This is a genomic window from Paracoccus zhejiangensis, from assembly GCF_002847445.1.
Classification (GTDB): Bacteria; Pseudomonadota; Alphaproteobacteria; order Rhodobacterales; family Rhodobacteraceae; genus Paracoccus; species Paracoccus zhejiangensis.
Genome location: NZ_CP025430.1, coordinates 2,569,573 through 2,596,535 on the forward strand (window position 1 = coordinate 2,569,573; position 26,963 = coordinate 2,596,535).

Genomic DNA, 26,963 nt, shown 5'->3' on the forward strand with positions numbered 1-26,963 from the left:
CGGCTTGCCTGTCCTCCCGCTGGGGCAGTAGGACTGTCCCGGTCCCGCGGCCAATGGCAGCGCAACGCTGCCTCACCACCCGTCCCGCCGGACAACCGAGCCAAGCCAGGAGAAGACCCATGCCAGCCTATCGTTCCCGCACGACGACCCACGGACGCAACATGGCAGGGGCGCGGGGTCTCTGGCGGGCGACCGGCGTGAAGGACAGCGATTTCGGCAAGCCGATCATCGCCATCGTCAACAGCTTCACCCAATTCGTGCCCGGCCATGTCCATCTGAAGGATCTGGGCCAGCTGGTCGCCGCCGAGGTCGAGGCGGCCGGCGGGATCGCCAAGGAATTCAACACCATCGCCGTCGATGACGGGATCGCCATGGGCCATGACGGGATGCTGTATTCGCTGCCCTCGCGCGAGATCATCGCCGACAGCGTCGAATACATGGTCAACGCCCATTGCGCCGATGCGATGGTCTGCATCTCGAACTGCGACAAGATCACGCCGGGGATGCTGATGGCCGCCCTGCGGCTGAACATCCCGGTCGTCTTCGTCTCGGGCGGCCCGATGGAGGCCGGCAAGGTCGTCCTCCAAGATGGCAAGGTCAAGGCACTGGATCTTGTGGACGCGATGGTCGCGGCGGCGGATGATTCCGTCTCGGACGAGGATGTGAAGGCCATCGAACGCTCGGCCTGCCCGACCTGCGGGTCCTGCTCGGGCATGTTCACCGCCAATTCGATGAACTGCCTGACCGAGGCGCTTGGCCTGTCGCTGCCCGGCAATGGCTCGACGTTGGCCACCCATGCCGACCGCAAGCGGCTGTTCGTCGAGGCCGGGCACCTGATCGTCGATCTGGCCCGGCGCTATTACGACAATGACGACGCCTCGGTCCTGCCGCGAAATGTCGCGAGCTTCGCCGCCTTCGAAAACGCGATGACGCTGGACATCGCGATGGGCGGCTCGACCAATACCGTGCTGCACCTCTTGGCCGCCGCGCATGAGGCCGAGATGGACTTCACCATGTCCGATATCGACCGGCTGTCGCGCAAGGTGCCGGTGCTCTGCAAGGTCGCGCCGGCGAAATCCGACGTGCATATGGAGGATGTCCACCGCGCCGGCGGGATCATGGCGATTCTGGGCGAGCTGGACCGCGCTGGCCTGCTGGATACCAGCGTCGGCAGCGTCCATTCCGGCACGCTGGCCGAAGGGCTGAAGCGGTGGGATGTGGCGCAGACCGAATCCGCCTCGGTCCATGACTTCTACCGCGCCGCGCCGGGCGGCGTGCCGACGCAGGTCGCCTTCTCGCAGGACCGCCGCTACGACGACGTCGATCTGGATCGCAAGGCGGGCGTCATCCGCAGCGCCGAGCATGCCTTTTCGCAGGATGGCGGGCTTGCGGTGCTTTACGGCAACCTCGCCGAGGATGGCTGCATCGTGAAGACGGCGGGCGTGGACGAGTCGATCCTGACCTTCACCGGCCCGGCCCATATCTTCGAGAGCCAAGACGATTCGGTTTCCGCGATCCTGACCGGCAAGGTGAAGCCGGGCGAGGTGGTGCTGATCCGTTACGAAGGGCCGAGGGGCGGGCCGGGGATGCAGGAAATGCTCTATCCGACCAGCTATCTGAAGTCGAAGGGCCTCGGCAAAGCCTGCGCGCTGGTCACGGACGGGCGCTTCTCGGGCGGCTCCTCGGGCCTGTCGATCGGCCATGTCTCGCCCGAGGCGGCCGAGGGCGGCACCATCGGTCTGGTGGAACAGGGCGATCTGATCCGCATCGACATCCCGAACCGGGTGATCTCGCTTGAGGTCGATGACGCCACGCTGGCCGCCCGCCGCGTGAAGCGCGAGGCCGAGGGCTGGAAGCCGGCCAAGCCGCGCAACCGCAAGGTCTCGACCGCGCTCAAGGCCTATGCCGCGCTGACCACCAGCGCCGCGAAAGGCGCCGTCCGGGTCATTCCGGAATAGCGCCACACCGCAGAACCTGAGCTAGAATGGCAGCGCCCGCCCGGTTCTCCGGCCGGGCGCTTTGCCCATTCAGGCCCCGTGAAACTGCCCCCCGGGGCATTGTCTTACTATTTTACTTGGACTAACAACGGGGCAATTCGAGCCTTGCTGCCTGACATCTGCACGAAAGTAGGCCCCTCATGACCCGATCCCTTCGGCTTCGCCCGATCTGCCTGTTGACCGCGCTGCTGATCGGCCTTGCCGCCCCGATCGCGGCCCAGACAACGCCCGCCGAGCCGGCGCCTGCCGTGACCGAGGTGCAGACGGCCCCGGCTCCCGCGGAAACTCCCGTGCCTGCACCTGCACCGCAGAATGCCGTCCTGGCGGCCCTGCCCCATGACCTTTCGCCGATGGGCATGTTCCGGCAGGCCGATATCGTGGTGAAGGCGGTGATGATCGGCCTCGTCTTCGCCTCGGTCGTCACCTGGACCATCCTGGTCGCCAAGGCGCTGGAACTGCTGGCGGCCTTCCGCAACATCGCCCGCACCGCACGGCGGGTCGAGGACGCCCCGCATCTGGACGACGCCCTTGCCGGCGGCGAGGGGCGCGGCCCCGGCCTCAGGATGCTGGCCGCCACGGCGCGCGAGTTGAACCGCTCAGGCGCGGCGCAGGCAGATGTGCGCGGTCGCATTGCCTCGCACCTCGCTCAGATACAGGCGCGAGCCACGCGCGAGGCGGCGCGCGGCACCGGGCTTCTGGCCACCATCGGCTCGACCGCGCCCTTTGTCGGCCTCTTCGGCACGGTCTGGGGCATCATGAACAGCTTCATCGGCATCTCGCAGGCGCAGACCACCAACCTTGCCGTGGTCGCCCCGGGCATTGCCGAGGCGCTGCTGGCCACCGCGCTTGGCCTTGTCGCCGCCATCCCGGCAGTGGTGATCTATAACCTGCTGGCGCGCGTCACCGCCAATTACCGCCTGCGTCTGGCCGAAGTCGGCGCCGGCATCGAGCGGCTGGTCGGGCGCGACATCGACCGCCGCGCGGCGGGGGTCTGACCATGGCTGGCGGGATGCTGGACGAGGGCGACGACCTGACCGAGGCGCACGAGATCAACGTCACCCCGTTCATCGACGTGATGCTGGTGCTCTTGATCATCTTCATGGTCGCGGCGCCCCTCGCGACGGTGGATGTGAATGTCGACCTGCCGGTCTCGAACGCGCCCTCCTCGGGCCGGCCCGAGGCGCCGGTCTGGCTGACGGTTGGCCCCGACCTGTCGCTGTCTCTCGGCAACGATGTCATCGCGCCGGGCGCGCTGGCATCGGCACTGACGGCGGCTACCGGCGGCGATCCCGAGACCCGCCTCTTCCTGCGCGCCGATCAGGCGGTGCCCTATGGCGAGCTGATGGGAGTCATGAACCAGCTGCGCGACGCGGGTTACCTGAAGATCGCGTTGGTTGGCCTCGATCAGGCCAGCGCCGCGCCGGCTGCGGCACCATGAGCATCGCGGCGGCAAGGGGCGAGATGGCCGGGCGGACCGGCCTCTGGCTGACGGCCGGAACCGCCGTGGTCGGCGCGCATCTGCTGGCGGCCAGCTGGGCGCTTGATCGCCCTGTCGCCGCTTTGCCCGATGCCCCCGAGGCGGTCTATATCGAACTGGCCCCTGCCCCGCCCCCTGCGGCACCGCCGGCGCCGCAGCCGGTTGATCCGGTCCTGCCCGAACTGCAAAGCTTCTCGCCGCCCGAGATCCCGCAGCCCGAACCCGCACCCGAGCCTGAACCCGAACAGATTGTCGAACCCGTCGATCCGGTGCTGCCGGATCTGCTGCCCATGCCGGCACCGGACTTCGCCGAGATGCCGACGCCGGTGGTCGAGCCACCTTCGGATGCCGTTCTGCTGGCCTCGGATCGACCGCTGCGCCGCCCGGATCGCCCCGTCGTCCGGCAGCGCGCGCCCGAACCAGAACCAGAACCCGAACGCCAGCGTCGGGCGGAACCTCAGCGCGAAGAACCCCGACGCCAGCGGACGGCAGAGCAGCCCGCGCCCGAGGCACAGCCGCAGCAACGCCGGCAGCAGCAGGCCAGCAGCGCAGCACAGGGCAACGATTCCTCGCAGGCGCGTGCCGCCGCGAGCCCGCAGGCGATTGCCAACTGGCAAGGCGAGGTTCAGGCGCGGGTCGCACGGCACATGCACCGAGCCAACCTCAGCGGCGCGCGCGGCACGCTGCAGGCAACGGTGGTGGTCAGCGTCGCCGCCAATGGTCGGGCCAGCGCCCGGCTGGCCGCAGGTACGGGCAATGCCCGCGTCGACAACGCTCTGGCCCGCCATGCCGGACGGATGCCGCGACTGCCGGCACCGCCGAACGGCCAGCCGGCGAACCTGACCGTACCGATCGCGATCACCGTGCGCTGACCTATCTGCGCCGGATCAGGCACAGCGCCGCCAGCGCCGCCGCCCCGATCCCCGCCGTCAGCCAGATCGCGTTCAACCCCCAGGCCGTCAGCGCCGCGCCAAAGACCAGCGGCGCCGCCGCCTGGGTGATCCGCGCCGGGGCGCTGAGCCAGCCGAGCCGGCGCCCGTATCCGGCAGGGCCATAGAGCGCCAGGGGCAGCGTGCCCTTGGCAATGGTCAGGATGCCGTTGCCGGCACCGTGCAGCAGCGCAAAAGCCGAGGCCGCCGGCCCGCCGATCCCCACCAGCAACAGCGCCGCCAGCGGATGCGCCGCCGCTGCCAGCCGGGCCGAGACCAGCGGGTGAAAGCGGCCAAGCAGGCTGAACTCCATGAGTCGCGCGCCCACCTGCGCCGGCCCGATCAGCGCGCCTGCAGCGATGGCGGTGGCGGCACTCGCCCCCGCCGCCTGCAGCAGACCGGGCAGATGCGCCGCCATTGCTGTCGAGATAAACCATGTCGCGGCAAAGACGAAGGCCAGCAGCGCCAGCTCTCCGCGCGGTGGCGGCAGGCCGTCTTCCGCCTCTTCCGGGCCAGCCTCTGCCACAGGCCGGGCCGCAGGCGTCGGCAGCAGCGCGTTCAGCGGCAGGGCAATCAGCAGGTGGATCAGCGCCCAGGTGGCGCAGGCCTCGCGCCAGCCCCAATGGGCAAGGATCAGCCCTGAGAGCGGCCAGCCGACGGTGCTGGCGAAGCCGGCGATCAGGGTGATGCCGGTCATCGCGCCCCGCGCGCCGCGCCCATAGATGCCGGCCAGCAGGGCAAAGCCGGAATCGTAGAGCCCGATGCCCATGCCCAGCCCGATCAGCGCCCAGCCCATAAACAGTACCGGCGCCGAAGGGGCCAAGGCCAGCAGCATAAGCCCGGCGGCAAAGATCAGGTTCGACCCCATCAGCACGCCGCGCCCGCCGAGCCGGTCGATCCGCGCCCCGGCCCAAGGCCCGACAAAGGCCGAGACGATCAGCGCCATGGAAAAGGCACCGTAGACCCAGATCGGCGACAGGTTCAGCCCCGCCGCCATCGGCACGGCCAGCACCGCCGGGATGTAATAGCTCGAGGCAAAGCCGATGGTCTGCGTGACGCCAAGCGCCGCGACCACCGCGCCGCGCCGATCGGCGGAAAGCCTCAGCGGCACGTCGCCCCGGCCGGGCGGCAATTGGCGATGGTTTCGGCACTCAAGGTCACAGGTCTCCTCGTTGCGGCTGGTCTGGCCGCAACAAGGACATAGCACGCGCGGACCGTTCCGCCAGCCCGGACAACCGGAGCTACTAGACGATCACGAGGCCGGGGTTTCGGGTCCCTTCTTCCTTCCGATCAGACTTTTGGTCTTCTCGCGCAGCCACTGGAAGATCACGTAGAGCCCCGGGATCAGGAAGATGCCGAAGGCGGCCGAGGCCAGCATCCCGCCGAATACCGAGGTGCCGACGGCGCGCTGCGTCGCCGCCCCGGCCCCGGACGAGGTGACAAGCGGCACCAGCCCAAGGATGAAGGCAAAGGAGGTCATCATCACCGCGCGGAAGCGCAGTCCGGCGCCGGCGATGGCAGCATCGACGATGCTTTTGCCATGGGCGCGCTGCTCCATCGCGAATTCGACGATGAGGATGGCGTTCTTGGCCGCCAGCGCGATCAGGATGACGATGCCCACCTGCGCATAGACGTTGTTTTCCAAGCCCGTCAGCTTCAGCGCCAGCATGGCCCCGAAAAGCCCGGTGCCTACCGACAAGAGCACCGCGATCGGGATCATCCAGCTTTCGTAAAGTGCCACCAGGAACAGGTAGGCAAAGACCAGAGCCAGCACCAGAATTGGCCCGGTCTGGCCGCTGGCCTCCTGCTCCTGCAGCGCCGTGCCGGTCCATTCCAGCGCATAGCCATCGGGCAGGCTGGCATCCGCGACCGCCTGCATGGCGGCGATGGCTTCGCCCGAGGAATGGCCGGGCGACGGCCCGCCATTGATCATCACCGCCCGCTCGTTGTTGTAGCGGGTGACGAAGGCCGGGGCGGTGACCAGTTCGACCTCGGCCACGGCGGTCAGCGGCACCAACGCGCCGCTGGCGCTGCGCACCCGGATCTGGCCGATATCCTCGACATCCATGCGCGCAGCGGCATCGGCCTGCACCTTCAACTGCCAGGTGCGCCCGAACAGGTTCACGTCATTGACGTAGGCCCCACCCAGAAGCGCGCCCGAAGTCTGGAACAGGCTCGCGATATCGACGCCAAGGGTCTGCACACGCTCGCGGTCGATCACCAGTTTCAGCTGCGGGGTATCGGCGCTGAAGGTGGTATAGACCCCGGCAAGACGATCATCCTGCGCCGCGTTGGCGGTCAGCCCGCGCGCCACTTCGGCGATCTGGGCAGGCTCGGCCCCCTCGCGGCTGGCCAGCATCGCCTGGAAGCCCGAGCCGGTGCCGAGGCCCTGAATGGGCGGCAGGTTGAAGGCGAAGGCGGTGGTGCTGGTCAGCCCGGCCAGCTGGCGGTTGACCTGATCGATGACGGTAAAGGCCGATTGCGACGGGTCGGGCCGTTCCTCGAAGGGTTTCAGGGTGACGACGAAGAAGCCCCGGTTCGGCAGCACCACGCCGTCGATCAGCGAGAAGCCGGCGACGGTGAAGACGTTCTCGATATTCTCGTTCGCAGCCAGAACCGCGCGGACCTCTTCGCCGACGGCGGTGCTGCGCTCGACCGAGGCATCGGCGGGTAGCTGGAACTCGCCCATGAAGGCGCCCTGGTCCTCGAGCGGCAGGAAGCCCGAGGGGACGGTCGTGGCCAGATAGCCGGTGCCGAACAGGAAGCCGCCCAGCAGCACCAGCGCCAGGATCGCCCGCCGGGTCAGCGGCCTGACCACCCCCAGATAACCACGACTCAGCCCGTTCACGCCCCGGTCAAAAACCCGGAACAGGCCCTTCTTGCCACCCTCGTTGCGCTTGAGGATGATCGAACACAGCGCCGGCGACAGGCTCAGCGCGTTGATCGCCGAGATCACCATCGAGACCGAAACCGCGACCGCAAATTGCTTGTAGAGCTCGCCAGTGATGCCTGGGATGAACATGGTCGGCACGAAGACCGACAAGAGCACCAGCGTGATGGCGATGATCGGGGCGGTGATTTCCTTCATCGCCGCCTCGGTCGCCTCGGCCGGCGTCATCTCGGGATGTTCCTCCAGCTTGTGCTCGACCGCCTCGACCACGACGATGGCGTCATCGACCACGATGCCGATGGCCAGAACCAGCGCCAGCAGAGAGATGGTGTTGAGCGAGAAGCCCAGTGCCAGCATCACCGCCAGCGTACCGATCAGCGCCACCGGCACGGCAAGGATCGGGATCAGCGTAGCGCGGAAGCTGCCGAGGAAGACCAGCACGACGATGGCGACGAGGATGAAGGCTTCTTCCAGCGTGTGCATCACGCTTTCCATCATCTGCTCGACGAAATAGGTTGAGTCGTAGGCTACTGTGATCGCCACGCCTTCGGGCAGCCGCGCCTCCAGCTCGTGCAGCACCTCGTTCACCGCCTCGGCGGTGGCGATGGCATTGGCGCCCGGTGCCTGATAGATGCCGATGCCCGCCGCCGGCAGCCCGTTGAAGCTCGGGTCCGCATCCTGCGACTTGGCGCCCAGCTCGACCGTGGCCACGTCCTTGACCAGCACGCGAGAGCCGCCCGTATCGCTGCGCAGCACTACGTTCTCGATCTCTTCGACGCTGTTCAGCCGGCCATCGGCGGTGATGTTGACCTGGAAATTCGTGCCGGGGATCGCCGGATTGGCACCGATCCGCCCCACCGCGGCCTGCACGTTCTGCGCCTTCAGCGCGCCGATGACATCCGTGGCCGTCAGGTTCAGGCTCGACAGCCGCTGCACATCCAGCCAGACCCGCATGGAATAGTCGCGCGGCCCGAAGGCGAACGCCTCGCCCACGCCCGGCACCCGGGCCAGCCGGTCGACAAGGTTCAGCTTGGTATAGTTCGACAGGAACAGCGTATCGCGCGAGCTGTCGGGGGAATAGACGGTGATGACCTGCAACATGCTGGTCGAGCGTTTCTGCACCGTCACCCCCAGCGCCTGCACCTCGGCCGGCAGGGCCGCGGTGATCTGGTTCACCCGGTTCGACACGTTCACCGTGTTCAGGTCCGGGTCCGACCCGACCTCGAAACTGACCGCGAGGCTGTAGCTGCCATCCGAGCCCGAGGTCGATTGCATGTAGATCATGTCATCGACGCCGTTGATTGCCGGCTCGATCACCTGTGCCACCGATTGCTCCAGCGTGCTGGCATCGGCACCGGGATAGAAGGCGCTGACCTGCACCTGCGGCGGCACGATCTCGGGGAATTGCGCCACCGGCAGCGCGCGATAGGCCATCAGCCCGGCAATGGTGATGATGAGCGAGATGACGATCGCCATGCGCGGACGACGGATGAAGACCGAGGAGATCACGGCCTAGTTTCCCGTGTCGGCGGGCTGGGGATTGACCACCATGCCATTGCGGACGCGCTGCGCGCCCTGCACGATCACCTTGTCCCCTTCGGCCAGTCCTGCGGTGATGACCGCCATGCCGTCGCGCTGCTGGCCGGTGGTGACGTATTTGGTCGCCACCTTGTTCTCGGCACCCACGGTCAGCACGAAGGGTCCGGTCTGATCCGCCGCCAGCGCAACACCCGGCACCACCAGCACCGGCGCATCTGCCGGCTGCTCGATCAGCACCCGGATGGTCTGGCCGTCGATCAACAGCTTGTCGGGATTGTCGAAGGTGGCGCGCAGGGTCTGGCTGTCGGTGCTGGCATCAACGCTGTTATCGAGGAAGTCGACCGTGCCGGTGCCGTCATAGAGGCTGCCATCGGCCAGCTTCAGCCGCACCACCGGCGGCTTCTCGAACCCGGCCTTGCGGTATTGCAGCACCTCGCGCTGGCTGGGGGCAAAGACCGCCCAGACCTTGTCATCCTGCACCACCCGCGCCAACGGGCCCGAGGCGGGCGAGACGATATTGCCCTGGGTGATGGCGCTGCGACCGATGCGGCCGCTGATCGGCGAGGTGATCTGGGTATAGCCGAGGGTGATCTCGGCCACTTCCAGCCCGGCCTCGGCGATCTGCACTGCGGCATTGGCCTGCGCCAGTTCCGCCGCGCGGGTATCGGCGGTGGCCTGCGATCCGGCCTGGGTCTTGGCCAGATCCTGCGCGCGGGTGTTGTTCAACGTGGCATTGGCGGCGACCGCCCTTGCACTGGCCAGCTGCGCCGCCTGCCCGTTCACATCGGCCTGGAACGGCGCCGGATCGATCTGGTACAGCAATTGCCCGGCCTCGACCCTGTCGCCTTCGGTGAACTCGGGCGCCAGCAGCGTGCCGGTCACGCGGGCCACGATGTCCACCCGCTCGACCGCCTGAATCCGGCCGATGAACTCGGCGGTGTTCGGCACCTCGCGGCTTTCCACCTCGCGGACCATGACCACCGGCGCCTCCTGCGCCAGTGCGCCCGGAGGACCAGCGACAAGCCCGGCAGCCAGCAGGAAAGCGGCGCGGAACGTGGTTCTGATGATGTCGAATTCACGCGGTTTGCAAAGCATGGCTGCCCCCAGTTCAAGGCCTCGCCTGCGGCGGGCCCGACGCTCGATTCTAAGGAATACTCTGCCTATGCATTTGCTTGCGCAAGGATTTTCATGCAACCGTGGCGGGCCTGACGCCATCTCCTGTTCGCGTATCGATGCCGTCGCGTCGCCGCCAGCAGGATAGTTTGCAGTGACTGCAAACTGCGGCCCGGTTTCGCGCATCGTCATCACCCTGTCAAACGCGCCTGCTAGCCTCGGCGAGAGAAGGATCTTCCCTTTTCGCCACCATCTTTAGACTCCATAAATCACGACTTTATTGGTAGATTTATCTGGCACACAGGTTCAATCGAACGGAGCGAGACATGACCAAGACGCTGATCGTCCCCGGGCTTGACGGCTCTCGGGCCCCGCACTGGCAACACTGGTGGGCCATGACCGATCCGCAGGCGCTGATGGTCGACCTGCCCGAACCCGGACGCCCGGTTCCCGACCATTGGGAGATCGAGTTGGCAGGTGCCATCCTGCGCCACCCCGACAGCATCCTTGTCGGCCATTCCCTGGGGTCGATCCTTATCGCCCGGTTGTTGTCGCGCTGGCCGCAGTTGCGGGTCCGTGCCGCGCTGCTGGTCGCGCCGGCCGAGACCTTCGGCAGCGACCGGATCGGGCAGTTCGGACGCATCCCGGAACAGGCGCTCGGCATTCCCGGAACCGTTGTCGCCAGCCATGACGATCCGTGGATGGGCTTTTCCCGCGCCGCCGGGCTGGCCGACGCCTGGGGCAGCCGGCTGATCGACCTGGGCCGCGCCGGCCATATCAATGCCGCCGCAGGCTTCGGTCCCTGGCCCGGGGGCAAGCGGTTGCGCGATGACCTGCTGCTCCGCTCGGCCCGCCCCGCCGCGTTGACAGCTCGCCCCCTCTTCCGCGACAGGAGTTCGCACCATGCTTGACGGACATTCACATCACGAGCCCACCGACGTCCTGACCCGCAGCCCGCGCGAGGCCGTCCGCCACCGGATCAGGCCGGAGGAGCGGGGTCACAGCCCGGATGCGGTTGATCTGTGGCGCGCGCCCCTGCATTTCGGCTTCACCCTCGGCCTGATCATGGCCAGGCAGGTTACGGGCGTCAGGTGAGGCGCAGCTGACCTAGCCGCTGGCGCGACCCTGCACCTTCGATAGCTGCACCATCAGGATGCCGGCGGCGACGACCAGCGCGCCGATCAGGTCGGTCGGGCCGAAACGCTCGCCCAGGAAAGCGGCGGCGATGCTGACGCCAAGGAAGGGCGTGAGGAAATGGAAGGTCGCCGCGCGGGTGGCACCGATGCGGCTGACCAGCCGGAACCAGATGAAGGTGGCCAGCAGGCCCGGCCCCAGCACGGTATAGATAAAGGCCCAGACCAGCGTCCAGGACCACTGGATGTCGCTCCAGCTTTCAAAGGCGACGGCCAGCGGCAGCAGCGCCACCGAGCCCACCAGCATCTGCAACGCCACCATCATCAGCACGTTCCGCCCGCCACCAGCGCCGCGCAGCACCAGCGTGGCGACGGTCAGCGCCACCACGGCGATCAGGCACATGATGACGCCCATCGGATCCAGCCCGTCGCTGATCCGCGACCCCATGATCAGCGCCACCCCGGCAAAGCCCACCAGCAAGCCGATGATCGCGATCGGACGCAGCTTCTCGCCATAGAAGACCCAGCCCGCCGCCGCGACCAGAAGCGGCAGCATGGAGGCGATGATCGATGCCGCCGAAGCTTCGACCCATTGCATCGCCACCCAATTCAGGCCGAGATACAGCGCGTTCTGGCAAAGGCCGAAGATGATGACCATGCGCCATTCGGCGCGGCTGAGCTTCCAGTTCTGGCCCATGGCGCGGGCGAGGATCACCCCCAGAACCGCCGAGATCAGGAAGCGGATGACCAGCGCGGTCAGCGGCGGGGCATCGAGCACGATCACCCGGGTCGAGGCAAAGGCCGAGGACCACAAGAGGCCGAAACTCAGCCCCATCAGGATCGCGCGGATATCCATTGCCCTGCCTCCATTTGCAGCATCTGCAACCGCCGGCTAGCAGCTTGCGCGGCAATTGAAAAGCCGGCGCGATCCAGACCGCCGGGCCATCAGGCGATGCCGCCCCCCGGAATGCAAAAGGCCGCGCCCAACTGGCGCGGCCCCGGAATTTCGCCTGTGACAGGATCAGGCGTTGACGCTGTCTTTCAGCGCCTTCGCAACGGTCACCTTGACCTGCTTGTCGGCCGGCTTGGTCATCATTTCCTGGGTCTGCGGGTTGCGGACCTGACGCTCGGGACGCGCGCGGCAAGCGATCTTGCCAATGCCCGGCAGCGTCACCGAACCACCATTCGCGACCTCGCGGGTGACCACGGCGGTCAGCGCGTCCAGGGCAGCGGCGGCGGATTTCTTGTCCGAACCCATCTCGTCGGCCAGGGTCGCAACCAGCTGGGTCTTGGTCATCGGTTTCGCGTTCACGTTAGCCATTAAACTGTCTCCTCAGTGCCCTGTTGAAGGCGTTATGGATTGCGCCGTTCCGGCGACACAAAGCCTGCTACACACGGTTTTGACTCTTAGATCAAGTATTTTTCGCTGAAAATGCGCGTTCTTGCCCAGTCTGCAAAGCTTCCGTAGGGTCAAAGGAAGGCCGTCTCGCTGAAGGACCGCAACTTCCGGCTGTGAATCCGTTCCAGCGGCATCTCGCGCAGCTTCTCCATCGCCCTGACTCCGATCAGCAAATGGTTTGCGACCTGCGTGCGATAGAAATCCGTGGCCATCCCGGGCAGCTTCAGCTCGCCATGCAGCGGTTTGTCGCTGACGCAAAGGAGCGTGCCGTAAGGCACCCGGAAGCGGAAGCCGTTGGCGGCGATGGTGGCGCTTTCCATGTCCAGCCCGACGGCGCGGGACAGCGACAGCCGGTGCACCGGGCCGGACTGGTCGCGCAGTTCCCAGTTGCGGTTGTCGATGGTGGCGACGGTGCCGGTGCGCATGATCCGCTTCAACTCGAACCCGTCCAGCTGGGTGATCTCGGCCACCGCCTCCTGCAGCGCCACCTGCACCTCGGCCAAGGCCGGGATCGGCACCCAGACCGGCAGGTCGTCGTCCAACACGTGATCCTCGCGCAGATAGGCATGGGCCAGCACGAAATCGCCAAGGCGCTGGCTGTTCCTCAGCCCGGCGCAATGGCCGACCATCAGCCAGGCATGGGGGCGCAGCACGGCGATATGGTCGGTGGCCGTCTTGGCGTTGGACGGGCCTACGCCGATATTGACCAGCGTGATCCCCTGCCCGCCCTCGCGCGTCAGGTGATAGGCCGGCATCTGCGGCATCTTCTGGTCATGCGGCAAGGGCTGGTTCGGGTCGGTAATGACGTGGTTTCCGGGTGCCACGAAAGAAGTATAGCCCATCGAGGGATCGGCCAGCACGCGGCGGGCATAGGCCTCGAACTCGTCGACATAGAACTGGTAGTTGGTGAAGAGGACGAAGTTCTGGAAATGCTCGGGCGCGGTCGCGGTGTAATGGGCCAGCCGCGCCAGCGAGTAATCCACCCGCTGCGCAGTGAAGGGCGCCAGGTGCAGCGCGCCGTCGGCATGAGGCACGGCCTTGCCGTTGACGATGTCGTCGTTCATCGTCTCGAGGTCCGGCACGTCGAACACGTCGCGCAGGCTGAAATCCAGAACGCCTTCCTGCGGGACATTCAGGTCCGACTGGCTCGACACAGCGAAATGCACCGGGATCGGCGTCTCGCTTGGCCCGATCGTCACTGGCACGCCATGGTTGCGGATCAGAAGGCCGATCTGCTCGGTCAGGTAATTGCGGAAGAGGTCGGGCCGGGTGATCGTTGCCACATAGCTGCCGGGCGTCGTCACGTGGCCGAAGGACAGGCGGGAATCGGTGGGGGTATGGCTGGTCGTGGTCAGCCGCACCTCGGGATAGAAGGCGCGGTAGCGGGCCTTGGGCTTGCCGCCCTTCAGCGTCTCGATGAAATGATCCAGCAGGAACTGCGTCGACTCGTGATACAGCGCTTCCAGGCGGGCGACGGCGGCCTTGGCATCGGTGAATTGTTCGCGCGGTGCCGCGGGTGGCGTCTCGACCGGCAGAAAGCGGCTGTCGTGATTCATCTGCATCTTCCCTGATCATTCCGGCGAATGTGCCAGCCGGAGGCGATGCTGACAAGAAGCCGAAAGCGCCGGGCCGCCGCTGCCACGGCCGCCTCCGACCCTCGCAATCCACCGCGCCTGCGGCTAGTTTGTCAGGCCAAGGCAACAGGGGCGTGACAGTGGCCAAGACGACAGAACCGCAGATGCTGATCCTCGGCCATGGCTATTCCGCCGGCTTCCTGGCACCGCTGCTGCGCGAAGCCGGCTGGCAGGTCACCGGCACCACCCGCAGCCGCCGGGCCGAGGTTGCCGCTGCCGGGGCCGAGCCGCTGATGTGGCCGGGCGAGGAGGCGGCGATCCGCGAGCGCATCGCCCGCGCCGATGCCATTCTGGTCAGCGCCGCGCCCGGGCCGGAGGGCGATCCGGTGCTGTCGGCCTTTGGCGATGACCTGCGCCGCGCGCATCCGCGCTGGCTCGGCTATCTCTCGACCACCGGGGTCTATGGCGACCGGGGCGGCGAGTGGGTGACCGAGGACTCGCCGCTGGAACCCTCGACCAGCCGGGGCGTGGCCCGGGTCGAGGCCGAGGCGGCGTGGCAACGCCTTGCGGAGGAGGCCGGCTGGCCCCTGCACATCTTCCGCCTTGCCGGCATCTATGGCCCTGGCCGAGGGCCGTTCGCGAAGCTGCGCGCCGGCACAGCGCGGCGGATCATCAAACCGGGTCAGGTCTTCTCGCGCATCCATGCCGAGGATATCGCCCGCGTGCTGATGGCCTCGATCAGGGCCGAGGGGCCGGGCGCGGTCTATAATGTCTGCGACGACGATCCCGCGCCGCCACAAGAGATCATTGCCCATGCCGCCGCGCTGATCGGCCTGCCCCTTCCCCCGGCCGAGGATTTCGCCACCGCCGAAATGACCCCCATGGCCCGCAGCTTCTATGCCGAGTCAAAACGTGTCTCGAACGCGAAGATCAAGCGCGAGCTTGGCATCAACCTGCTTTATCCCGATTATCCAAGCGCGCTGGCCGCGATCCTGAAGGCCGAGGGGCACGGCTGACCACGCGCCGCATTTACAACCCCGCCAACCCGTGCTTGATCGGTGCCCATGAAACCTGATTTCGACGTTCTCATTGCCGGTGGCGGGCTGAATGGCCCCACGCTCGCGCTGGCGCTGGCAAGTGCGGGCCTCTCGGTCGCGGTGGTCGATGCCCGCCCCGCCGATGCCCGCGAAGCCGATGATTTCGATGGCCGCGCCTATGCGCTGGCGCTGGCCTCGCAACGTCTGTTGAAGGCGCTCGGGCTTTGGGGCGGGTTGGCGGCGAACAGCCAGCCGATCCTCGAGGTCAAGGCCTCGCAGGGACAGCCGGGCGACGGCGCGGGGCTGTTCTTCCTGCATTTCGACAGCGCCGAGATCGAGGAAGGCGCGGTCGGGCATATGCTCGAGGACCGCTTCCTCTATCGCGCATTGCTGAAGGGGATGGCGGGAAAGGTCACGCTGCTGGATGGCGTCTCCGTCACCGGGCAGGAGGCCGGGCCCGCCTCGGTTACTGTCGATCTGTCCGACGGGCGGCAATTGAGCGCGCGGCTTCTGGTCGGTGCGGACGGGCGGCAGTCGGGCGTGGCGAGCCGCGCCGGGATCAAGCGGCAGGGCTGGGATTACGGCCAGACCGCGCTGGTCGCCGCCATCGACCACGAACTCCCGCATCACGGTATCGCGCATCAGTATTTCATGCCGACCGGCCCGCTGGCGATCCTGCCCTTGCCCGGCAATCGCAGCAGCGTCGTCTGGTCCGAAACCCGCGCGAATGCCAGTGCCATCAGCGCCCTGCCCGATGACGGTTTCCTTGACGTCTTGCGCCCGCGCTTTGGCGATTTCCTTGGGCCGATCGCGCTGGCCGGGCCGCGCTTTTCCTATCCGCTGTCGCTGTCGCTGGCCGAGACCTATATCGCGCCGCGCATTGCCATCATGGGCGATGCCGCGCACGGCGTGCATCCGCTGGCCGGTCAGGGGCTGAACCTTGGCCTGCGCGACGTGGCGGCCTTGGCCGAGGTGCTGGTCGAGGCGGCGCGGCGCGGCGAGGATATCGGGTCCGAGCCGGTGCTGGCACGTTACCAAGGCTGGCGGCGCTTTGACGCGACCAGCCTGGCGCTGGGGATGGATGCGGTGAACGGGCTTTTCGGCAGCGACAACCCGCTGATCCGCACGGCGCGGGGCCTGGGCATGGGGCTGGTCAGTGCGGTGCCGCAACTGCGCCGTGGTTTCATGCGGCAGGCGGCGGGCCTGTCCATTGACCCGATGCCGCGCCTTCTGACCGGGCAGCCGCTGTAACACCCGACCGGCTTGTCGCCCGCCCGGCGCCCGGCTAGGGTCGCCCCGACACGGTGAAAGGGACCGCCATGACCCCGCAGATCATCGGCCCCGAGGCCGAAGCCCGGCTGGACTGGATCGCATTGACCGAGGCGCTGGCCGCCGGCCATGCCTTGCCACCAGCCGAGATTGCCGACAGTTTCCTGTATCGCGGCGAGGATACGCTGCTCACGCGCTCGGCCTGGATCGACGGGCTGGGGCTGGCGGTGAAGGCGGCGACGGTCTATCCGGGCAATCCCGCAAATGACCGGCCAATGATCAACGGCGTGGTGAACCTTATCGATGACGTGACCGGGCAACTGGCGGCGCTGGTCGATTTCCACCTGGTGACCAAGTGGAAGACGGCCGGCGACAGCCTGCTCTCGGCGCGGATGCTGGCCCGCAAGGACGCGCGGCGGGTACTGATCGTGGGCGCGGGCAAGGTCGGCCATTCGATGATCGACGCCTATCGCGCGATGATCCCCGACGCGCAGGTCACGATCTGGAACCGCAGCAAGGGCGCGGCGGAAACGCTGGCCGCCGAGACCCGTGCCGAGGTCGCGGGCGATCTGGCCGAGGCAGTGGCCGGGGCCGAGATCATCGCCACCACCACCATGGCGCGCGAGCCGCTGATCCGGGGCGAGTGGCTCACGCCCGGCACCCATCTGGACCTGATCGGCGCCTATCGCCCCGACATGCGCGAGGTCGACGATGCCGCGCTGAAACGCGCCCGGCTGTTCGTGGACAGCCGCAAGACCACCATCGGCCATATCGGCGAGATCCAGATCCCGCTGGATCAAGGCGTCATCACCGAGGCTGACATTGTCGCCGATTTCTACGACCTGCCCTCGGGCCGCTATGCCCGGACAAGTGACGCCGAGATCACCATCGCCAAGAATGGTGGCGGTGCGCATCTCGACCTGATGACCGCCCGCTATATCCTCGATGCCGCCAGCCAGGGAGCCCGCGCATGAGCGACGAGACGATGCCCGATTGCAGCCCGACCATCCGCACCATCGCCATGCCGGCGGATACCAACCCGGCGGGCGATATCTTCGGCGGCTGGCTGATGAGCCAGATGGACCTTGCGGCGGGGTCGATCGCCTCGCTGACCGCGCGCGGCCGCAGCGCCACCATCGCCGTCGAGGGGATGAAGTTCCACCGCCCGGTCAAGGTCGGCGACGAGGTCTCGCTTTATGCCGAGATCGAACGGATCGGCCGCAGCTCGATGGATATCCATGTCGAGGCCTGGCGCCGCGAGCGTGACAGCGAGACGGGCCAGAAGGTGACCGAGGCCACCTTCACCTTCGTGGCGCTGGACGAGAACGGCAAGGCGCGCCCGGTGAAGCCCGAGGCCTGAACCCGCCATGTCCGACCAAACCAGCCCTGCACCCTGCCGCGCAAGGGTGTTTTCCGCCAGTGAGCGGCAGGCGCTTTACGACATCATCGCCCATCGCCGCGATGTGCGAAACGAGTTCCTGCCCGACCCTATCGCCCCCGAGGTGCTGACCCGCATCCTACGTGCCGCCCATGCCGCGCCTTCGGTCGGCCTGTCGCAGCCCTGGAATTTCATCCTGATCCGCGATGCCGCGCGCCGGGCGGCGGTGAAACGCGCCTTCCTCAAGGCCAATGACGAGGCCCGCGCGCTGTTTCCCGAGGACCGGCAGTCACAGTATGCAGCGCTGAAACTCGAGGGGATCGAAAAGGCGCCGCTGAACATCTGCGTCACCTGCGACCGCAGCCGGGGCGGCAAGGTAGTGCTTGGGCGCACCCATAACCCCGACATGGACCGCTATTCCACCGTCTGCGCGGTGCAGAACCTGTGGCTGGCGGCGCGGGCCGAGGGGATCGGCGTCGGCTGGGTCAGCATCTTCAACGAGGCCGATCTGCGCCCCATCCTGCGACTGCCCGACCATATCGCCATCGTCGCCTATCTGTGCCTCGGCCATGTCGATGACCTATTCGACCGCCCCGAACTTGCCGCACGTGGCTGGGCCAGTGTCGCGGATCTGGACGCGATGGTGATGGAGGAAGTCTGGCAGCCGCAGTGAGGCGTCAGTCCGGCTTCGGCGCATCCCAGGGGCGCAGGTCGGCCTCCATCCACGTCCCATGCGCGGCATTGGGGAAGACGATCCAGTCCTGGCCCCAGCGATCGGCATGGGCCTCGGTCCGGGCATATTGCTCGTCCAGCGTGGCATTCGCGAAATCGCCGTGGAAGTCGTGCAGCGTGTCGCCCAGCAGCAGGATGATCTTGTGGTCTCGCGCGATCAGCGCCCGCCGCTCGGTCTTGGGCGCGCCAAACAGGTGCACCCGGTCGGGCGTGGTCTGCGGCAGGTGCAGCCGCGCGAGCGTCGCCATCGTCGCCGCCTTGTTCTCGCCGAAACGGTCCGAGACATAGAAGATCGCCACCCCCAGCCGGTCGGCCAGCGCCAGAAACGCGGCCGCGCCGGGGATCAGCCGGGGCGTTCCATGCAGCTCCCACAGCTTCCAGGTCTCGACATTGTCGAACCCCTCGCCCGCCATGGCGGCATGGGCCATGACATCGGAATTGTCGAAAACCGTCTCGTCGATATCGGTGACGATTGCCAGCCCGGCGCCGCTGCCGCCATTCGCCGCGACGGCCTCGTTCAGCCTCAGGGTCGCCAGCGCATAGCATTGCCGCTGCAGCGCCCGCACCTCGGCCGAGAGCTGCTGATAGCGCACCGCCGTCACATGTTCGCGGAGATTGCGGGGCTTGTCGTCGGCCATGGAGAATCCTTGCAAGTTGGGCGCGCGACCGGCCTAGACCCGCCGCGCGCCGGGGTCAAATCGCCGGTCCTATTCCCAGGGCTCGATCACCTCTTTCGCCGCCCAAGCGGTCAGCGGCGCCTCGGACCATGTGCCATAGCTGGCATTGGGGAAGACGATCCACTCCTTGCCCCATTTCGCCGTTTCCTCGGTGACGGTGCCCTTCTGCTGGTCAAGCGGCGTCTTGCGGAATCGGCCGTCGAAGTCGTGCAGCGTATCGCCGAGAAGCAGGACGATCTGGTGATCCTTCGACACCAGGTCACGACGCTCGACCTTGGGCGGGCCAAGCAGCAGCACGGATTCCTCGCTGACCTGCGGCAGGCCAAGCGCGGTCAGGGTCGCCAGCGTGTCAACCTTCTGCTGGTCCGAGCGGTCCGAGATATAGCGGATGGTCACGCCCATGTCGTTTGCGTGGTTCAGGAATTCCAGCGCGCCGGGGATCAGCGTCGGCTGGCCGTCACGCTCCCAGGGCAGCCAGGTGTCCCAGGCATCATAGGTGTGGCAATTGGCCAGATCGCGGGCCAGCAGCGCGCTGTTGTCGATCACCGTCTCGTCCAGATCGGTCACAACCGCCAGCTTGGCCGGATCGGCCACTCCATCGACCGCGGCATGAAGACGCTCGGTCGCGATGTTATAGGCCTGCAGTTGCAGCGCCCGGATCTCGGCCGATTGCTGCTGGAAGCGCAGGCCCATGGTGAACTGGGCGACGTCGCAGCTGTCAGCCGCAGCCTCGGTCGGGGCATCCTGCGCGGCAAGCGGCTGTGCCATCAGCGCGGCGGTCACCGCCGCCAGCGCGGTAAGGCGGGTGTTTCTCATTCTTCTCTCCCTGGTCTGAACCCTGCCGCGAAACGGGCGGCAGAGCCGAAGCCTAGTGAGAAGATCTGCGCCCCGCAATGCGGGACGGCAGGGGTATCAGGCAGCGACGGTTGCCGAGGGCAGACGCGCCGGTTCCTCGCGGATCGGCAGGTGGATCAGCGCGCTGATCGCGCCGACGCCGACACCGATCCACCAGACCAGCGTGTAGTTACCGTAGACATCGTACAGCCAGCCGCCCAGCCAGACGCCAAGGAACGAGCCGATCTGGTGGCTGAGGAAGACGAAACCGTAAAGCGTGCCCATGTAGCGCAGCCCGTAGATATAGGCGACCAGACCCGAGGTCAGCGGCACGGTGGCCAGCCACAGCCCGCCCATGACCAGCGAGAAGATGATGACCGTTGTGGGGGTGATCGGTGTCAGGATGAACACCGCCGCCGCGATGGTGCGCAGCGTATAGATGCCCGCCAGCAGGTATTTCTTGGTATAGCGCTTGCCCAGCCAGCCCGACAGGATCGAGCCGGCGATATTCGCGAGACCGATCAGCGAGATGGCGATGGCGCCAAGGGCCGAGGTGGTGGTGATGCCGATCGAGGCCAAGATGCCGGTCGGGCTGATCGGGCCGCACATCTCAGCGATCATCGCCGGGAAATGCGCGGTGATGAAGCCAAGCTGGTAGCCGCAGGAGAAGAAGCCAGCGAAGATCATCAGGTAGGAGGGATCGCGGAAGGCACGCTTCAGCACCGTGCCCATGCTTTCCTCGAGCTCGGAGCGGCTGGCCGGCTTGCTGTCGCCCAGAAGCGGCAGGAAGAACATGCAGCTGAGCACGATCACGCCGAAGATGATGAAGACCATCTGCCAGCTGTAGAAGGCCAGCAGGATCTCGGCCAGCGGCGCGCCGAAGACCTGCCCGGCCGAGCCGGCGGCGGTGGCGATGCCAAGGGCAAGGCTGCGGTTCTCGTCGCTGGCGGCGCGGCCGATGACGGCCAGGATGACGCCGAAGCCGGTGCCGGCGATGCCGAAGCCGACCATCACCTCGAGTATCTGCATGGTCTCGGGGGTGGTGGCGAAGGCCGTGAGGATCAGCCCGGCGGAATAAAGCAGCGCACCAAGGATGATCGACCAGCGATCCCCCCAGCGTTCCGCCAGCGCCCCGAAGATCGGCTGGCCGATGCCCCAGGCGAGGTTCTGGATGGCGATGGCCAGCGAGAACTCGGCCCGCGGCCAGCCGAATTCCTCGCCGATCGGGATCTGGAACATGCCGAAACTGGCGCGCAGCGCGAAGTTGATCAGCAGGATGATACAGCCGCCGATGAGGACGGGCGTGAACAGGCGGGCTTGCGAGGCTGACATGGATCTTCACCGGGTAATGACCCGTTAACCGATGGCGGGTCATCTGACGAAGATCAAGCGGACAATTTTTGATGAATGCATCAGCCGGGCTGATGGATCAGCCCGGCCGAGCCGGTTTCGGCGATCAGTTGCACGCGCTTACTTGCGGCGCGCAACCTCATCATTGATCGAGAAGGTCGAGGCCGGGAAGCGTGCGCCCTTGGCCATCTCGCCGAGGATCACCGTGGTCTTCTCGCCGGCATTGTCGGTCACGACCCATTGGCGCAGCTCGGTCGGGCCGGCGGTGAAGACCATCTGGATATTGCCGTATTCCGGATGGGCCGGGTCCTGCGCGGTGACGACGGTGCTGTTCTTCTGCTCGCTATGGCCGGTGACCATATTGGCGCGGCCAAGGTTCACGTTCTGCGCCAGGATGATCGACAGCGGCGTTTCCGACAGCGGGTATTGCTGCGGGCCGTTGTTCGACTTGCTGTCAAAGACCGCGACCTGCCCGCCCGAGGCGAGGACCAGCTGCTTGTCGTTGTTATACTCGAAGCGCACCCGGCCCGGGCGCTGGATATAGATCTGGCCGGTCGAGATGCTGCCGTCATTGTTCACCTGGGTGAACTTGCCGTTCATGGTGCTGAGGCCGTTCAGATAGTTCGACAGCTCGTTGAGCGAGATTTTCTCGGCCATCGCGGGCAGCGCGAAGGCGAGGGCGAAGACGGGCGCGAGGGCGAGTGAGCGTATTTTCATGGCCCCGATCATGGTTGATTCTCCAATGACTTGCACATCACGAATGGTGGATGGCTCGCGGCCCGAACGCTCGCGCCGCGGTGAGGGTTCCGGCACGTCTGCGTGACCTTTCGGCACAGGGACCCCGCCCGGTCGAGCCTCAGCCAAAGACCGACCAGCCGGTGAACTCGGCCAGCTTCTCCGCCGCATAGGCACCGGCGCGGGAATTGCCGGTGGCGTTCAGCCCCGGCGACCAGATGGCAATCGAGGCGCGGCCGGGGGCGACCATCAGGATGCCGCCGCCCACCCCGGATTTGCCGGGCAGGCCGACGCGAAAGGCGAAATCGCCGGATTCGTCGTAATGGCCGCAGGTCAGCATCAGCGCGGTGATCCGCCGCGCCCGGGCCGGGGCAAGGATCGAGGGTGCGCCGGGCAGGCCGGCAATGACCCGGCCGGCGCGCGCCAGTTGCAGGCAATCCATCTCGATGGCGCATTGGTGGAAATAGGTGCCAAGCGTGTAATCGACCGGGTTCTTTAGGTTGCCATAGGATTTCAGGTAATTGCCAAGCGCGCGATTGCGATCGCCGGTGGCCTGTTCCGACATGGCAACGGCGCGGTCGATATGGATGGCATCGTCCCCGGCGGCGGCGCGGATGAAATGGATGATTTCGGCCAGCGCATCGCGCGGCGTCCGCCCGGTCAGCAATTCGTCGGTGACGACCAGCGCGCCGGCATTGATGAAGGGATTGCGCGGAATGCCCTTCTCGAGCTCCAGAAGCAGGATCGAATCGAAGCGCGAGCCCGAGGGTTCGCGCCCCACCCGCTGCCAGATCTGCTCACCTATGCGGCCCAGCACGCAGGCCAACGAAAACACCTTGCTGATCGACTGGATCGAGAAGCCGACCTCTGATGCCCCGGCATGGCACAGGCTGCCATCGGCCAGCTGCACCGCGATGCCGAATTGCGCCAGCTCCACATCCGCCAGTTCCGGGATGTAGTCGGCCACCTTGCCCCAGTCGGCGCGCGCATGGATCTCGGCGGCGAGGCCGGTCAGGAACTCTTGCAGCGCCTCGGGCGAGGGATCGGCCCTGCCCCGGTCCGGTTGTGCCTGCGGCATGGCGTTGCCCCCTCTGCGATGCTCTGCCCCCTGTCATAGCACCGATGGTCCGACAGGCGGCAGGGGCGACGGACCTATCCGCGGTCGGGCAGGTTTTCCTGCAACATCGCATCCATCGCCGCAACGAAGGCCAGCACGGCGGGCGAGGGCGGCGCCTCGCGTTCGGGCTCGGGCGTGGCGGCCAGAACCGGGGCGGCGTTCATCTTGCGGTCGGCCCAGCCCTTCAGCTCGGCGATGGAATAGCCGTTGAGGAAGGGGTTCGCGTTCACCACCCCCGCCCCCATCACCTGCAAGACGCTGGCCCCATCCGCTGCCGACAACGCCCGATGCGCCCCCTCGGGGCCAAGGAAATGCGCCAGATAGAGCCGCCCCGCGGTGATCTGATGGCCACGCGCGCGCAAGTAAGCCTCGTTCTCCTGCGCCAGATGCTTGACCATCTCGCGCGAGAGATCGGGGTTGAATCGCAGGTTCAGCAGGTCGCGCCGTGCCATGCTGGCGGCCAGTTCCGGGCGATAGCTGGCCATCATCCGCAGCCAGGTGGAATCGATGAACTGTCCCAGCCCCGTGGCGGAAGACAGCGGGTTCTTGGCCGTGGCATTGCCGGCGCTTTCCACCCGGATGATCCGACCGATCAGCGCCTCGACCGCGTCCGAGGCCAGCACCGTCTGGCCGCCGGTGAAAAGCGGCATCGGGTTGATCGCCTGCCCCGCGCGGAAGGCCTGAAAGAACAGCCCGTCCTCGCCGCCGACCTGCCCGACCCGGCCAAGCGAACCGCCCGCCGGAACCGCCGCGCCCTTGACCAGCCCCTCGGCCAAGGCCGAAAGCCCCGAATAGCGCGTGACCAGCCCGGCGCCATGATCCAGCGTCACGCTGAAGTTCTCGCCCTCACCCGTGATCTCGCGCAGCTGCCCGGCGGCGGCGGCGATCACCGGCGCGCCCCTGGCGGCGGCGAAGTCGATGCCGGGCAGGGTCTCGCCCGCGCCCTCGCCCGCACCCGCATCCTCGGCCCCGAACTTGCGGCGGATGGTGCCGCTGACCGGCAGGGTCATCGCGACCTCGCCACCCTCGGCCCGCGCCACCCGCGCGCCCGGCGCATGGCAGCGGAAGCCCTGTCCATCCTCGCGCGGCACCACGTAGCAGGGCTTTGCCCCGGACGGCCCGTCGACACCGGCGAACAGCACCTGGCCGGCCAACCCGCCGCCAGCACCATGATCGCGGGCGAAGATCAGCGTCAGCCGGTCGCCCGGATCGGCGAAGCCGGCCAGATCATGCACCTGCGCCATCATGGCGATGACCTCGCCCACGATCTCGGTCGGCACCTTGGCGCGGATGGCGGCGGAATAGATCACGTCGAGCAGGCGATATTGCAGACCCTCGCCCGACGGACCGTCCTCGTTCCGCGCGAGATCCTGAATATCGGCATCGATCCACGGATCGGCCGCCGCCACAAGCCGCTCGGCCCCGCTGCGCGCCACCGATCCCTGCCAGCCCTCGGCCCCGTAAAGCGACAATTGCATCAGGCGGGGATCATCGGGGCGTGGGTCGAACCGGATCGCCAGAACCGTGCCCTCGGGCAGCGCCTCCTCGACCGGCAACAGACCGGCTGCGCCCTGCACCACCGTCTCGATCTCGGCGGCCTGAAAGCCGTTGTCGCGCAGAAGGTCGGCCAGCGGCGTGGCCAGTTCCAGATCCAACACGAGTTCCTGCGACAGCGGTGGGCGCTCGGCCTCGGGGTTCAGGAACAGGGTCGAGGCGGCGACCGGGGCGGGGGTCTTCTCGGCCTCGGTCATGGTCAGCGGGTCGATTGGCGCCGGCGCCTCGGCCTTGGCCTGCAACAGCTCGATCGAGCGGGTGCGCTGCGACTGAAACAACGCGAAATCCTCGGGCGAACTGGGCAGCGCCGTCATCAGCCGCCGTTCGCGCACATGCAGCGTCTCGTTCACCAGCATCAGCCGGTCCGGCGCGGGCAAGCCGACGCGGCCGACATCCAGCGTCGGCGGGCCGGCCAGCGGAAGGCTGCGGTCGCCCTGCCCCGCATCGGCAAGCCGCAGGATCAAGGGATCGCCGGGCAGGTCGGTGAAGGTATCGGCCCGGACCACCGGTGCCACATCGAACGCCTCTTCGACCTGAACCATCTGCGCGCCGTCCTGCAGATCGCCTCCACTCGCAGCATCGGCGACCTGCACGGGTTCGCCGGAGGGAGCTCCATCGCCGGGCCAGACCAGCCAGCCGATCCCCCCGGCAAGCAGCAGCACGGCAAGCCCGATCCCCGCGCGGATCGCCCGGCTGCGATTGCGACGCCGGCGGGCATTCTGGCGGTGGCTCTGAAAGGCGGGGTCGACCTGCACGAAACCTGCGCCCTAGCGGAAGATGCCCGAGCCGAGGGCATTCGGGTTGATCCGGGGTTGGGTGGTGGCAGCGGCGGGCGGTGGCGTGGTCTGGCGCGGCGGCTGCACGGGTTGGCGCTGTGTGGTGGTCCGAGCCGGGGTGCTACGCGTGGTCGTCGGCTGGCGCGTGCTGGCCGCAGGCGTGTTCCGCACCACCGGCTGGACCACGACATCGGGGCAGCGCAGGTCATCCCTCAGCGCGATCTGCCGGAACAGCGTCACCTCGGCCTCGCGCGTTACAGCCGTACCGCCCGCCCGCTGGAAATAGCGATCCACCGCCTGCCGCGAGCCATTGCCCCAGTCGCCGTCGATCCGCCCGGTATAGCAGTTCATCCGCTGCAGATCGGTCTGGATGGCGCTGGCCATCTGGTCCGCCGGCGGGTCGAACGCACCGCTTTCCAGCAGGCTGGCAAAGGCCTGCGGGTCCTCGGCGCGGATGCGGGCGCGTTCTTCGGCGCTAGTGCCGAGCGCCGAACCGGCAAGGCTGTCCGTGGGCGGCGTCACCCCGTCCTCGCGCGGGCGTTCGCCGACGATGATCGAGGGCTCGGGCAGGCCCGCCCCGGTGGGGCGCGCGGCACGGTCGCCGGTCAGCGGCTGAACCGGCGCGGCGGCGTTGAAGATCTGCACCCCGGAGGTGGCGGCCTGACCGGCGGCGCTGAGCGCACCGGGCCGCGCCGTCGGGGTCAGTGCGCTGACAGGGCGCAAGGGCGCGTCAAGGATCAGCGTGCCGCCGCCTGCCGCCTTTGGCTGTGCAACCAGCGCGGTGAACCCGGCCCAGTCCGACCCGGTCGCCACCGGCAATCCGGCCCCGGACAGGCTGTCGGCCAGTTCCGCCCCCGGACGTTCCAGCGCCGCCAGCAGCGCGGTGGTCAGCCTCGCGCTGCCCGCGCAGGCAGCGGGCGAATGGGCAAGCAGGGCGGCAGCAGGGGCATCGCCAGGTTTCGCCTCATCCTCGGCAGGCTCCGCAACCGGTTCAACCGCACAGGATTCGGCCAGCACCATCTGCTGCGCCGCCGGGTAGCGCGCCGCCAGTTCCGCCAGCGTCACCGGGCCCGAGGCCAGCGCGATGGCCCGTCCATCGTCGTTCTGCGCAAGATCAGCCGAGACATAGACCAGCATCACATCGGGCGCCTCGGCCGGCGGCTCTGGCAGGCTGGCCGGGTTTTCCAGCCGCCGCACGTCGAAGCCAGCCGCCAGAAGCGCGCGAGAGACGGCAAGGGCGTCACGGCCTGGCTGGCCGATCTCTTGCGACGCGGCCCGGCCGGCGATGACCAGCGCCTGCCGGGTCTCGGCCCATGCGGGCGCGGCCAGCAGCAGTGCCGCCCCGGTTCCCAGCATGATCCGGCCTATCAGCCCGCGCATCGGCCCCGCCTCTCGCTTTCCCCCGGAAGTCTAGCCGAAGCCGCGCCACCACGCGAGTCCGCCGCCACCCGCC

The 26,963-nt window shown here is 67.5% G+C and carries 24 protein-coding genes; 11 read left to right on the plus strand and 13 right to left on the minus strand.

What is annotated here, in order from left to right; genetic code table 11:
* The first annotated feature begins 119 nt into the window (after positions 1–119).
* The 4 genes from ilvD (at position 120) to CX676_RS12470 (ending at position 4,346) form a co-directional block, all read left to right on the plus strand.
* Complete coding sequence (ilvD, locus tag CX676_RS12455; RefSeq protein ID WP_101752911.1) at positions 120–1,958, plus strand: dihydroxy-acid dehydratase; 1,839 nt, start codon at positions 120–122, stop codon at positions 1,956–1,958.
* A gap of 179 nt (positions 1,959–2,137) precedes the next feature.
* Positions 2,138–2,992 carry a tonB-system energizer ExbB gene (gene exbB / locus CX676_RS12460; RefSeq protein WP_101752912.1) on the plus strand — a complete coding sequence of 285 codons (855 nt, stop codon included), beginning with the start codon at positions 2,138–2,140 and terminating at the stop codon, positions 2,990–2,992.
* 2 nt (positions 2,993–2,994) lie between these two features.
* Complete coding sequence (exbD, locus tag CX676_RS12465) at positions 2,995–3,435, plus strand: TonB system transport protein ExbD (RefSeq protein ID WP_101752913.1); 441 nt, start codon at positions 2,995–2,997, stop codon at positions 3,433–3,435.
* Positions 3,432–4,346: a TonB C-terminal domain-containing protein gene (locus CX676_RS12470; protein ID WP_101752914.1), complete on the plus strand. Its 915-nt coding sequence runs from the start codon at positions 3,432–3,434 to the stop codon at positions 4,344–4,346. Before exbD ends, CX676_RS12470 begins: the two co-directional genes overlap by 4 nt.
* Position 4,347: 1 nt before the next feature.
* On the opposite strand, the gene CX676_RS12475 is transcribed toward CX676_RS12470, so the two are convergent.
* The 3 genes from CX676_RS12475 to CX676_RS12485 form a co-directional block, all read right to left on the minus strand.
* Positions 4,348–5,514, minus strand: coding sequence for an MFS transporter (locus CX676_RS12475; RefSeq protein WP_101754308.1), 1,167 nt, complete (start codon positions 5,512–5,514; stop codon positions 4,348–4,350).
* A gap of 141 nt (positions 5,515–5,655) precedes the next feature.
* The gene (locus CX676_RS12480; protein WP_101752915.1) at positions 5,656–8,802 is read right to left on the minus strand and encodes an efflux RND transporter permease subunit; all 3,147 of its coding nucleotides are present in this window, start codon (positions 8,800–8,802) and stop codon (positions 5,656–5,658) included.
* Positions 8,803–8,805: 3 nt separating this feature from the next.
* Complete coding sequence (locus CX676_RS12485) at positions 8,806–9,927, minus strand: efflux RND transporter periplasmic adaptor subunit (protein WP_157935920.1); 1,122 nt, start codon at positions 9,925–9,927, stop codon at positions 8,806–8,808.
* Between the two features lie 344 nt (positions 9,928–10,271).
* Here CX676_RS12485 and CX676_RS12490 point away from each other — a divergent pair, with 344 nt between their 5' ends.
* Positions 10,272–10,856, plus strand: coding sequence for an RBBP9/YdeN family alpha/beta hydrolase (locus tag CX676_RS12490; RefSeq protein WP_101752917.1), 585 nt, complete (start codon positions 10,272–10,274; stop codon positions 10,854–10,856).
* A complete protein-coding gene (locus CX676_RS12495; protein WP_101752918.1) occupies positions 10,849–11,040 on the plus strand; it encodes a hypothetical protein in 192 nt (63 codons plus the stop codon). The genes CX676_RS12490 and CX676_RS12495 overlap by 8 nt, the downstream gene beginning before the upstream one ends.
* Positions 11,041–11,052: 12 nt before the next feature.
* Here CX676_RS12495 and CX676_RS12500 read toward each other — a convergent pair whose 3' ends face one another.
* From CX676_RS12500 to CX676_RS12510, 3 genes are all read right to left on the minus strand, one after another.
* The gene (locus CX676_RS12500; protein ID WP_101752919.1) at positions 11,053–11,934 is read right to left on the minus strand and encodes a DMT family transporter; all 882 of its coding nucleotides are present in this window, start codon (positions 11,932–11,934) and stop codon (positions 11,053–11,055) included.
* A 165-nt stretch (positions 11,935–12,099) separates the two neighbouring features.
* Positions 12,100–12,399 carry an HU family DNA-binding protein gene (locus tag CX676_RS12505; RefSeq protein WP_101752920.1) on the minus strand — a complete coding sequence of 100 codons (300 nt, stop codon included), beginning with the start codon at positions 12,397–12,399 and terminating at the stop codon, positions 12,100–12,102.
* 149 nt (positions 12,400–12,548) lie between these two features.
* Entirely contained in the window at positions 12,549–14,033 is a 1,485-nt protein-coding gene (locus CX676_RS12510) for an AMP nucleosidase (RefSeq protein WP_101754309.1), read from the minus strand.
* Between the two features lie 182 nt (positions 14,034–14,215).
* Between CX676_RS12510 and CX676_RS12515 the strand changes: the two genes are divergently transcribed.
* The 5 genes from CX676_RS12515 (at position 14,216) to bluB (ending at position 18,408) form a co-directional block, all read left to right on the plus strand.
* Entirely contained in the window at positions 14,216–15,067 is an 852-nt protein-coding gene (locus CX676_RS12515; RefSeq protein ID WP_101754310.1) for an SDR family oxidoreductase, read from the plus strand.
* Positions 15,068–15,115: 48 nt separating this feature from the next.
* A complete protein-coding gene (locus CX676_RS12520) occupies positions 15,116–16,339 on the plus strand; it encodes a UbiH/UbiF/VisC/COQ6 family ubiquinone biosynthesis hydroxylase (protein ID WP_101752921.1) in 1,224 nt (407 codons plus the stop codon).
* Positions 16,340–16,407: 68 nt separating this feature from the next.
* The gene (locus tag CX676_RS12525) at positions 16,408–17,331 is read left to right on the plus strand and encodes an ornithine cyclodeaminase family protein (RefSeq protein WP_101752922.1); all 924 of its coding nucleotides are present in this window, start codon (positions 16,408–16,410) and stop codon (positions 17,329–17,331) included.
* Positions 17,328–17,717, plus strand: a complete 390-nt coding sequence (locus CX676_RS12530; protein ID WP_101752923.1) for an acyl-CoA thioesterase — start codon at positions 17,328–17,330, stop codon at positions 17,715–17,717. Before CX676_RS12525 ends, CX676_RS12530 begins: the two co-directional genes overlap by 4 nt.
* 7 nt (positions 17,718–17,724) lie before the next feature.
* Positions 17,725–18,408, plus strand: a complete 684-nt coding sequence (gene bluB, locus CX676_RS12535) for a 5,6-dimethylbenzimidazole synthase (protein ID WP_101752924.1) — start codon at positions 17,725–17,727, stop codon at positions 18,406–18,408.
* A 4-nt stretch (positions 18,409–18,412) separates the two neighbouring features.
* On the opposite strand, the gene CX676_RS12540 is transcribed toward bluB, so the two are convergent.
* From CX676_RS12540 to CX676_RS12570, 7 genes are all read right to left on the minus strand, one after another.
* Positions 18,413–19,105 carry a 5'-nucleotidase, lipoprotein e(P4) family gene (locus tag CX676_RS12540; RefSeq protein WP_101752925.1) on the minus strand — a complete coding sequence of 231 codons (693 nt, stop codon included), beginning with the start codon at positions 19,103–19,105 and terminating at the stop codon, positions 18,413–18,415.
* A 69-nt stretch (positions 19,106–19,174) separates the two neighbouring features.
* Complete coding sequence (locus CX676_RS12545) at positions 19,175–19,960, minus strand: 5'-nucleotidase, lipoprotein e(P4) family (protein ID WP_101752926.1); 786 nt, start codon at positions 19,958–19,960, stop codon at positions 19,175–19,177.
* 96 nt (positions 19,961–20,056) lie between these two features.
* A complete protein-coding gene (locus tag CX676_RS12550; RefSeq protein WP_101752927.1) occupies positions 20,057–21,310 on the minus strand; it encodes an MFS transporter in 1,254 nt (417 codons plus the stop codon).
* Between the two features lie 138 nt (positions 21,311–21,448).
* The gene (locus CX676_RS12555) at positions 21,449–22,045 is read right to left on the minus strand and encodes a LolA family protein (protein WP_101754311.1); all 597 of its coding nucleotides are present in this window, start codon (positions 22,043–22,045) and stop codon (positions 21,449–21,451) included.
* A gap of 139 nt (positions 22,046–22,184) precedes the next feature.
* Positions 22,185–23,141, minus strand: a complete 957-nt coding sequence (locus tag CX676_RS12560) for a glutaminase (protein WP_101752928.1) — start codon at positions 23,139–23,141, stop codon at positions 22,185–22,187.
* A gap of 74 nt (positions 23,142–23,215) precedes the next feature.
* Positions 23,216–25,489 carry a M23 family metallopeptidase gene (locus CX676_RS12565; protein WP_101752929.1) on the minus strand — a complete coding sequence of 758 codons (2,274 nt, stop codon included), beginning with the start codon at positions 25,487–25,489 and terminating at the stop codon, positions 23,216–23,218.
* 12 nt (positions 25,490–25,501) lie between these two features.
* Complete coding sequence (locus CX676_RS12570; RefSeq protein WP_101752930.1) at positions 25,502–26,890, minus strand: hypothetical protein; 1,389 nt, start codon at positions 26,888–26,890, stop codon at positions 25,502–25,504.
* Between the last annotated feature and the right edge of the window lie 73 nt (positions 26,891–26,963).

What these genes read in the sequence shown, in the direction of transcription:
- CX676_RS12470 (WP_101752914.1), top strand. Translation starts at nt 3,432, where the DNA reads ATGAGCATCGCGGCGGCAAGGGGCGAGATGGCCGGGCGGACCGGCCTC.
- CX676_RS12485 (WP_157935920.1), bottom strand. Translation starts at nt 9,927, where the DNA reads ATGCTTTGCAAACCGCGTGAATTCGACATCATCAGAACCACGTTCCGC.
- CX676_RS12500 (WP_101752919.1), bottom strand. Translation starts at nt 11,934, where the DNA reads ATGGATATCCGCGCGATCCTGATGGGGCTGAGTTTCGGCCTCTTGTGG.
- CX676_RS12505 (WP_101752920.1), bottom strand. Translation starts at nt 12,399, where the DNA reads ATGGCTAACGTGAACGCGAAACCGATGACCAAGACCCAGCTGGTTGCG.
- CX676_RS12555 (WP_101754311.1), bottom strand. Translation starts at nt 22,045, where the DNA reads ATGAAAATACGCTCACTCGCCCTCGCGCCCGTCTTCGCCCTCGCCTTC.
- CX676_RS12545 (WP_101752926.1), bottom strand. Translation starts at nt 19,960, where the DNA reads ATGAGAAACACCCGCCTTACCGCGCTGGCGGCGGTGACCGCCGCGCTG.
- CX676_RS12560 (WP_101752928.1), bottom strand. Translation starts at nt 23,141, where the DNA reads ATGCCGCAGGCACAACCGGACCGGGGCAGGGCCGATCCCTCGCCCGAG.
- CX676_RS12525 (WP_101752922.1), top strand. Translation starts at nt 16,408, where the DNA reads ATGACCCCGCAGATCATCGGCCCCGAGGCCGAAGCCCGGCTGGACTGG.
- CX676_RS12515 (WP_101754310.1), top strand. Translation starts at nt 14,216, where the DNA reads ATGCTGATCCTCGGCCATGGCTATTCCGCCGGCTTCCTGGCACCGCTG.
- CX676_RS12495 (WP_101752918.1), top strand. Translation starts at nt 10,849, where the DNA reads ATGCTTGACGGACATTCACATCACGAGCCCACCGACGTCCTGACCCGC.
- bluB (WP_101752924.1), top strand. Translation starts at nt 17,725, where the DNA reads ATGTCCGACCAAACCAGCCCTGCACCCTGCCGCGCAAGGGTGTTTTCC.
- exbD (WP_101752913.1), top strand. Translation starts at nt 2,995, where the DNA reads ATGGCTGGCGGGATGCTGGACGAGGGCGACGACCTGACCGAGGCGCAC.
- CX676_RS12520 (WP_101752921.1), top strand. Translation starts at nt 15,116, where the DNA reads ATGAAACCTGATTTCGACGTTCTCATTGCCGGTGGCGGGCTGAATGGC.
- ilvD (WP_101752911.1), top strand. Translation starts at nt 120, where the DNA reads ATGCCAGCCTATCGTTCCCGCACGACGACCCACGGACGCAACATGGCA.
- exbB (WP_101752912.1), top strand. Translation starts at nt 2,138, where the DNA reads ATGACCCGATCCCTTCGGCTTCGCCCGATCTGCCTGTTGACCGCGCTG.
- CX676_RS12530 (WP_101752923.1), top strand. Translation starts at nt 17,328, where the DNA reads ATGAGCGACGAGACGATGCCCGATTGCAGCCCGACCATCCGCACCATC.
- CX676_RS12540 (WP_101752925.1), bottom strand. Translation starts at nt 19,105, where the DNA reads ATGGCCGACGACAAGCCCCGCAATCTCCGCGAACATGTGACGGCGGTG.
- CX676_RS12570 (WP_101752930.1), bottom strand. Translation starts at nt 26,890, where the DNA reads ATGCGCGGGCTGATAGGCCGGATCATGCTGGGAACCGGGGCGGCACTG.
- CX676_RS12550 (WP_101752927.1), bottom strand. Translation starts at nt 21,310, where the DNA reads ATGTCAGCCTCGCAAGCCCGCCTGTTCACGCCCGTCCTCATCGGCGGC.
- CX676_RS12510 (WP_101754309.1), bottom strand. Translation starts at nt 14,033, where the DNA reads ATGAATCACGACAGCCGCTTTCTGCCGGTCGAGACGCCACCCGCGGCA.
- CX676_RS12490 (WP_101752917.1), top strand. Translation starts at nt 10,272, where the DNA reads ATGACCAAGACGCTGATCGTCCCCGGGCTTGACGGCTCTCGGGCCCCG.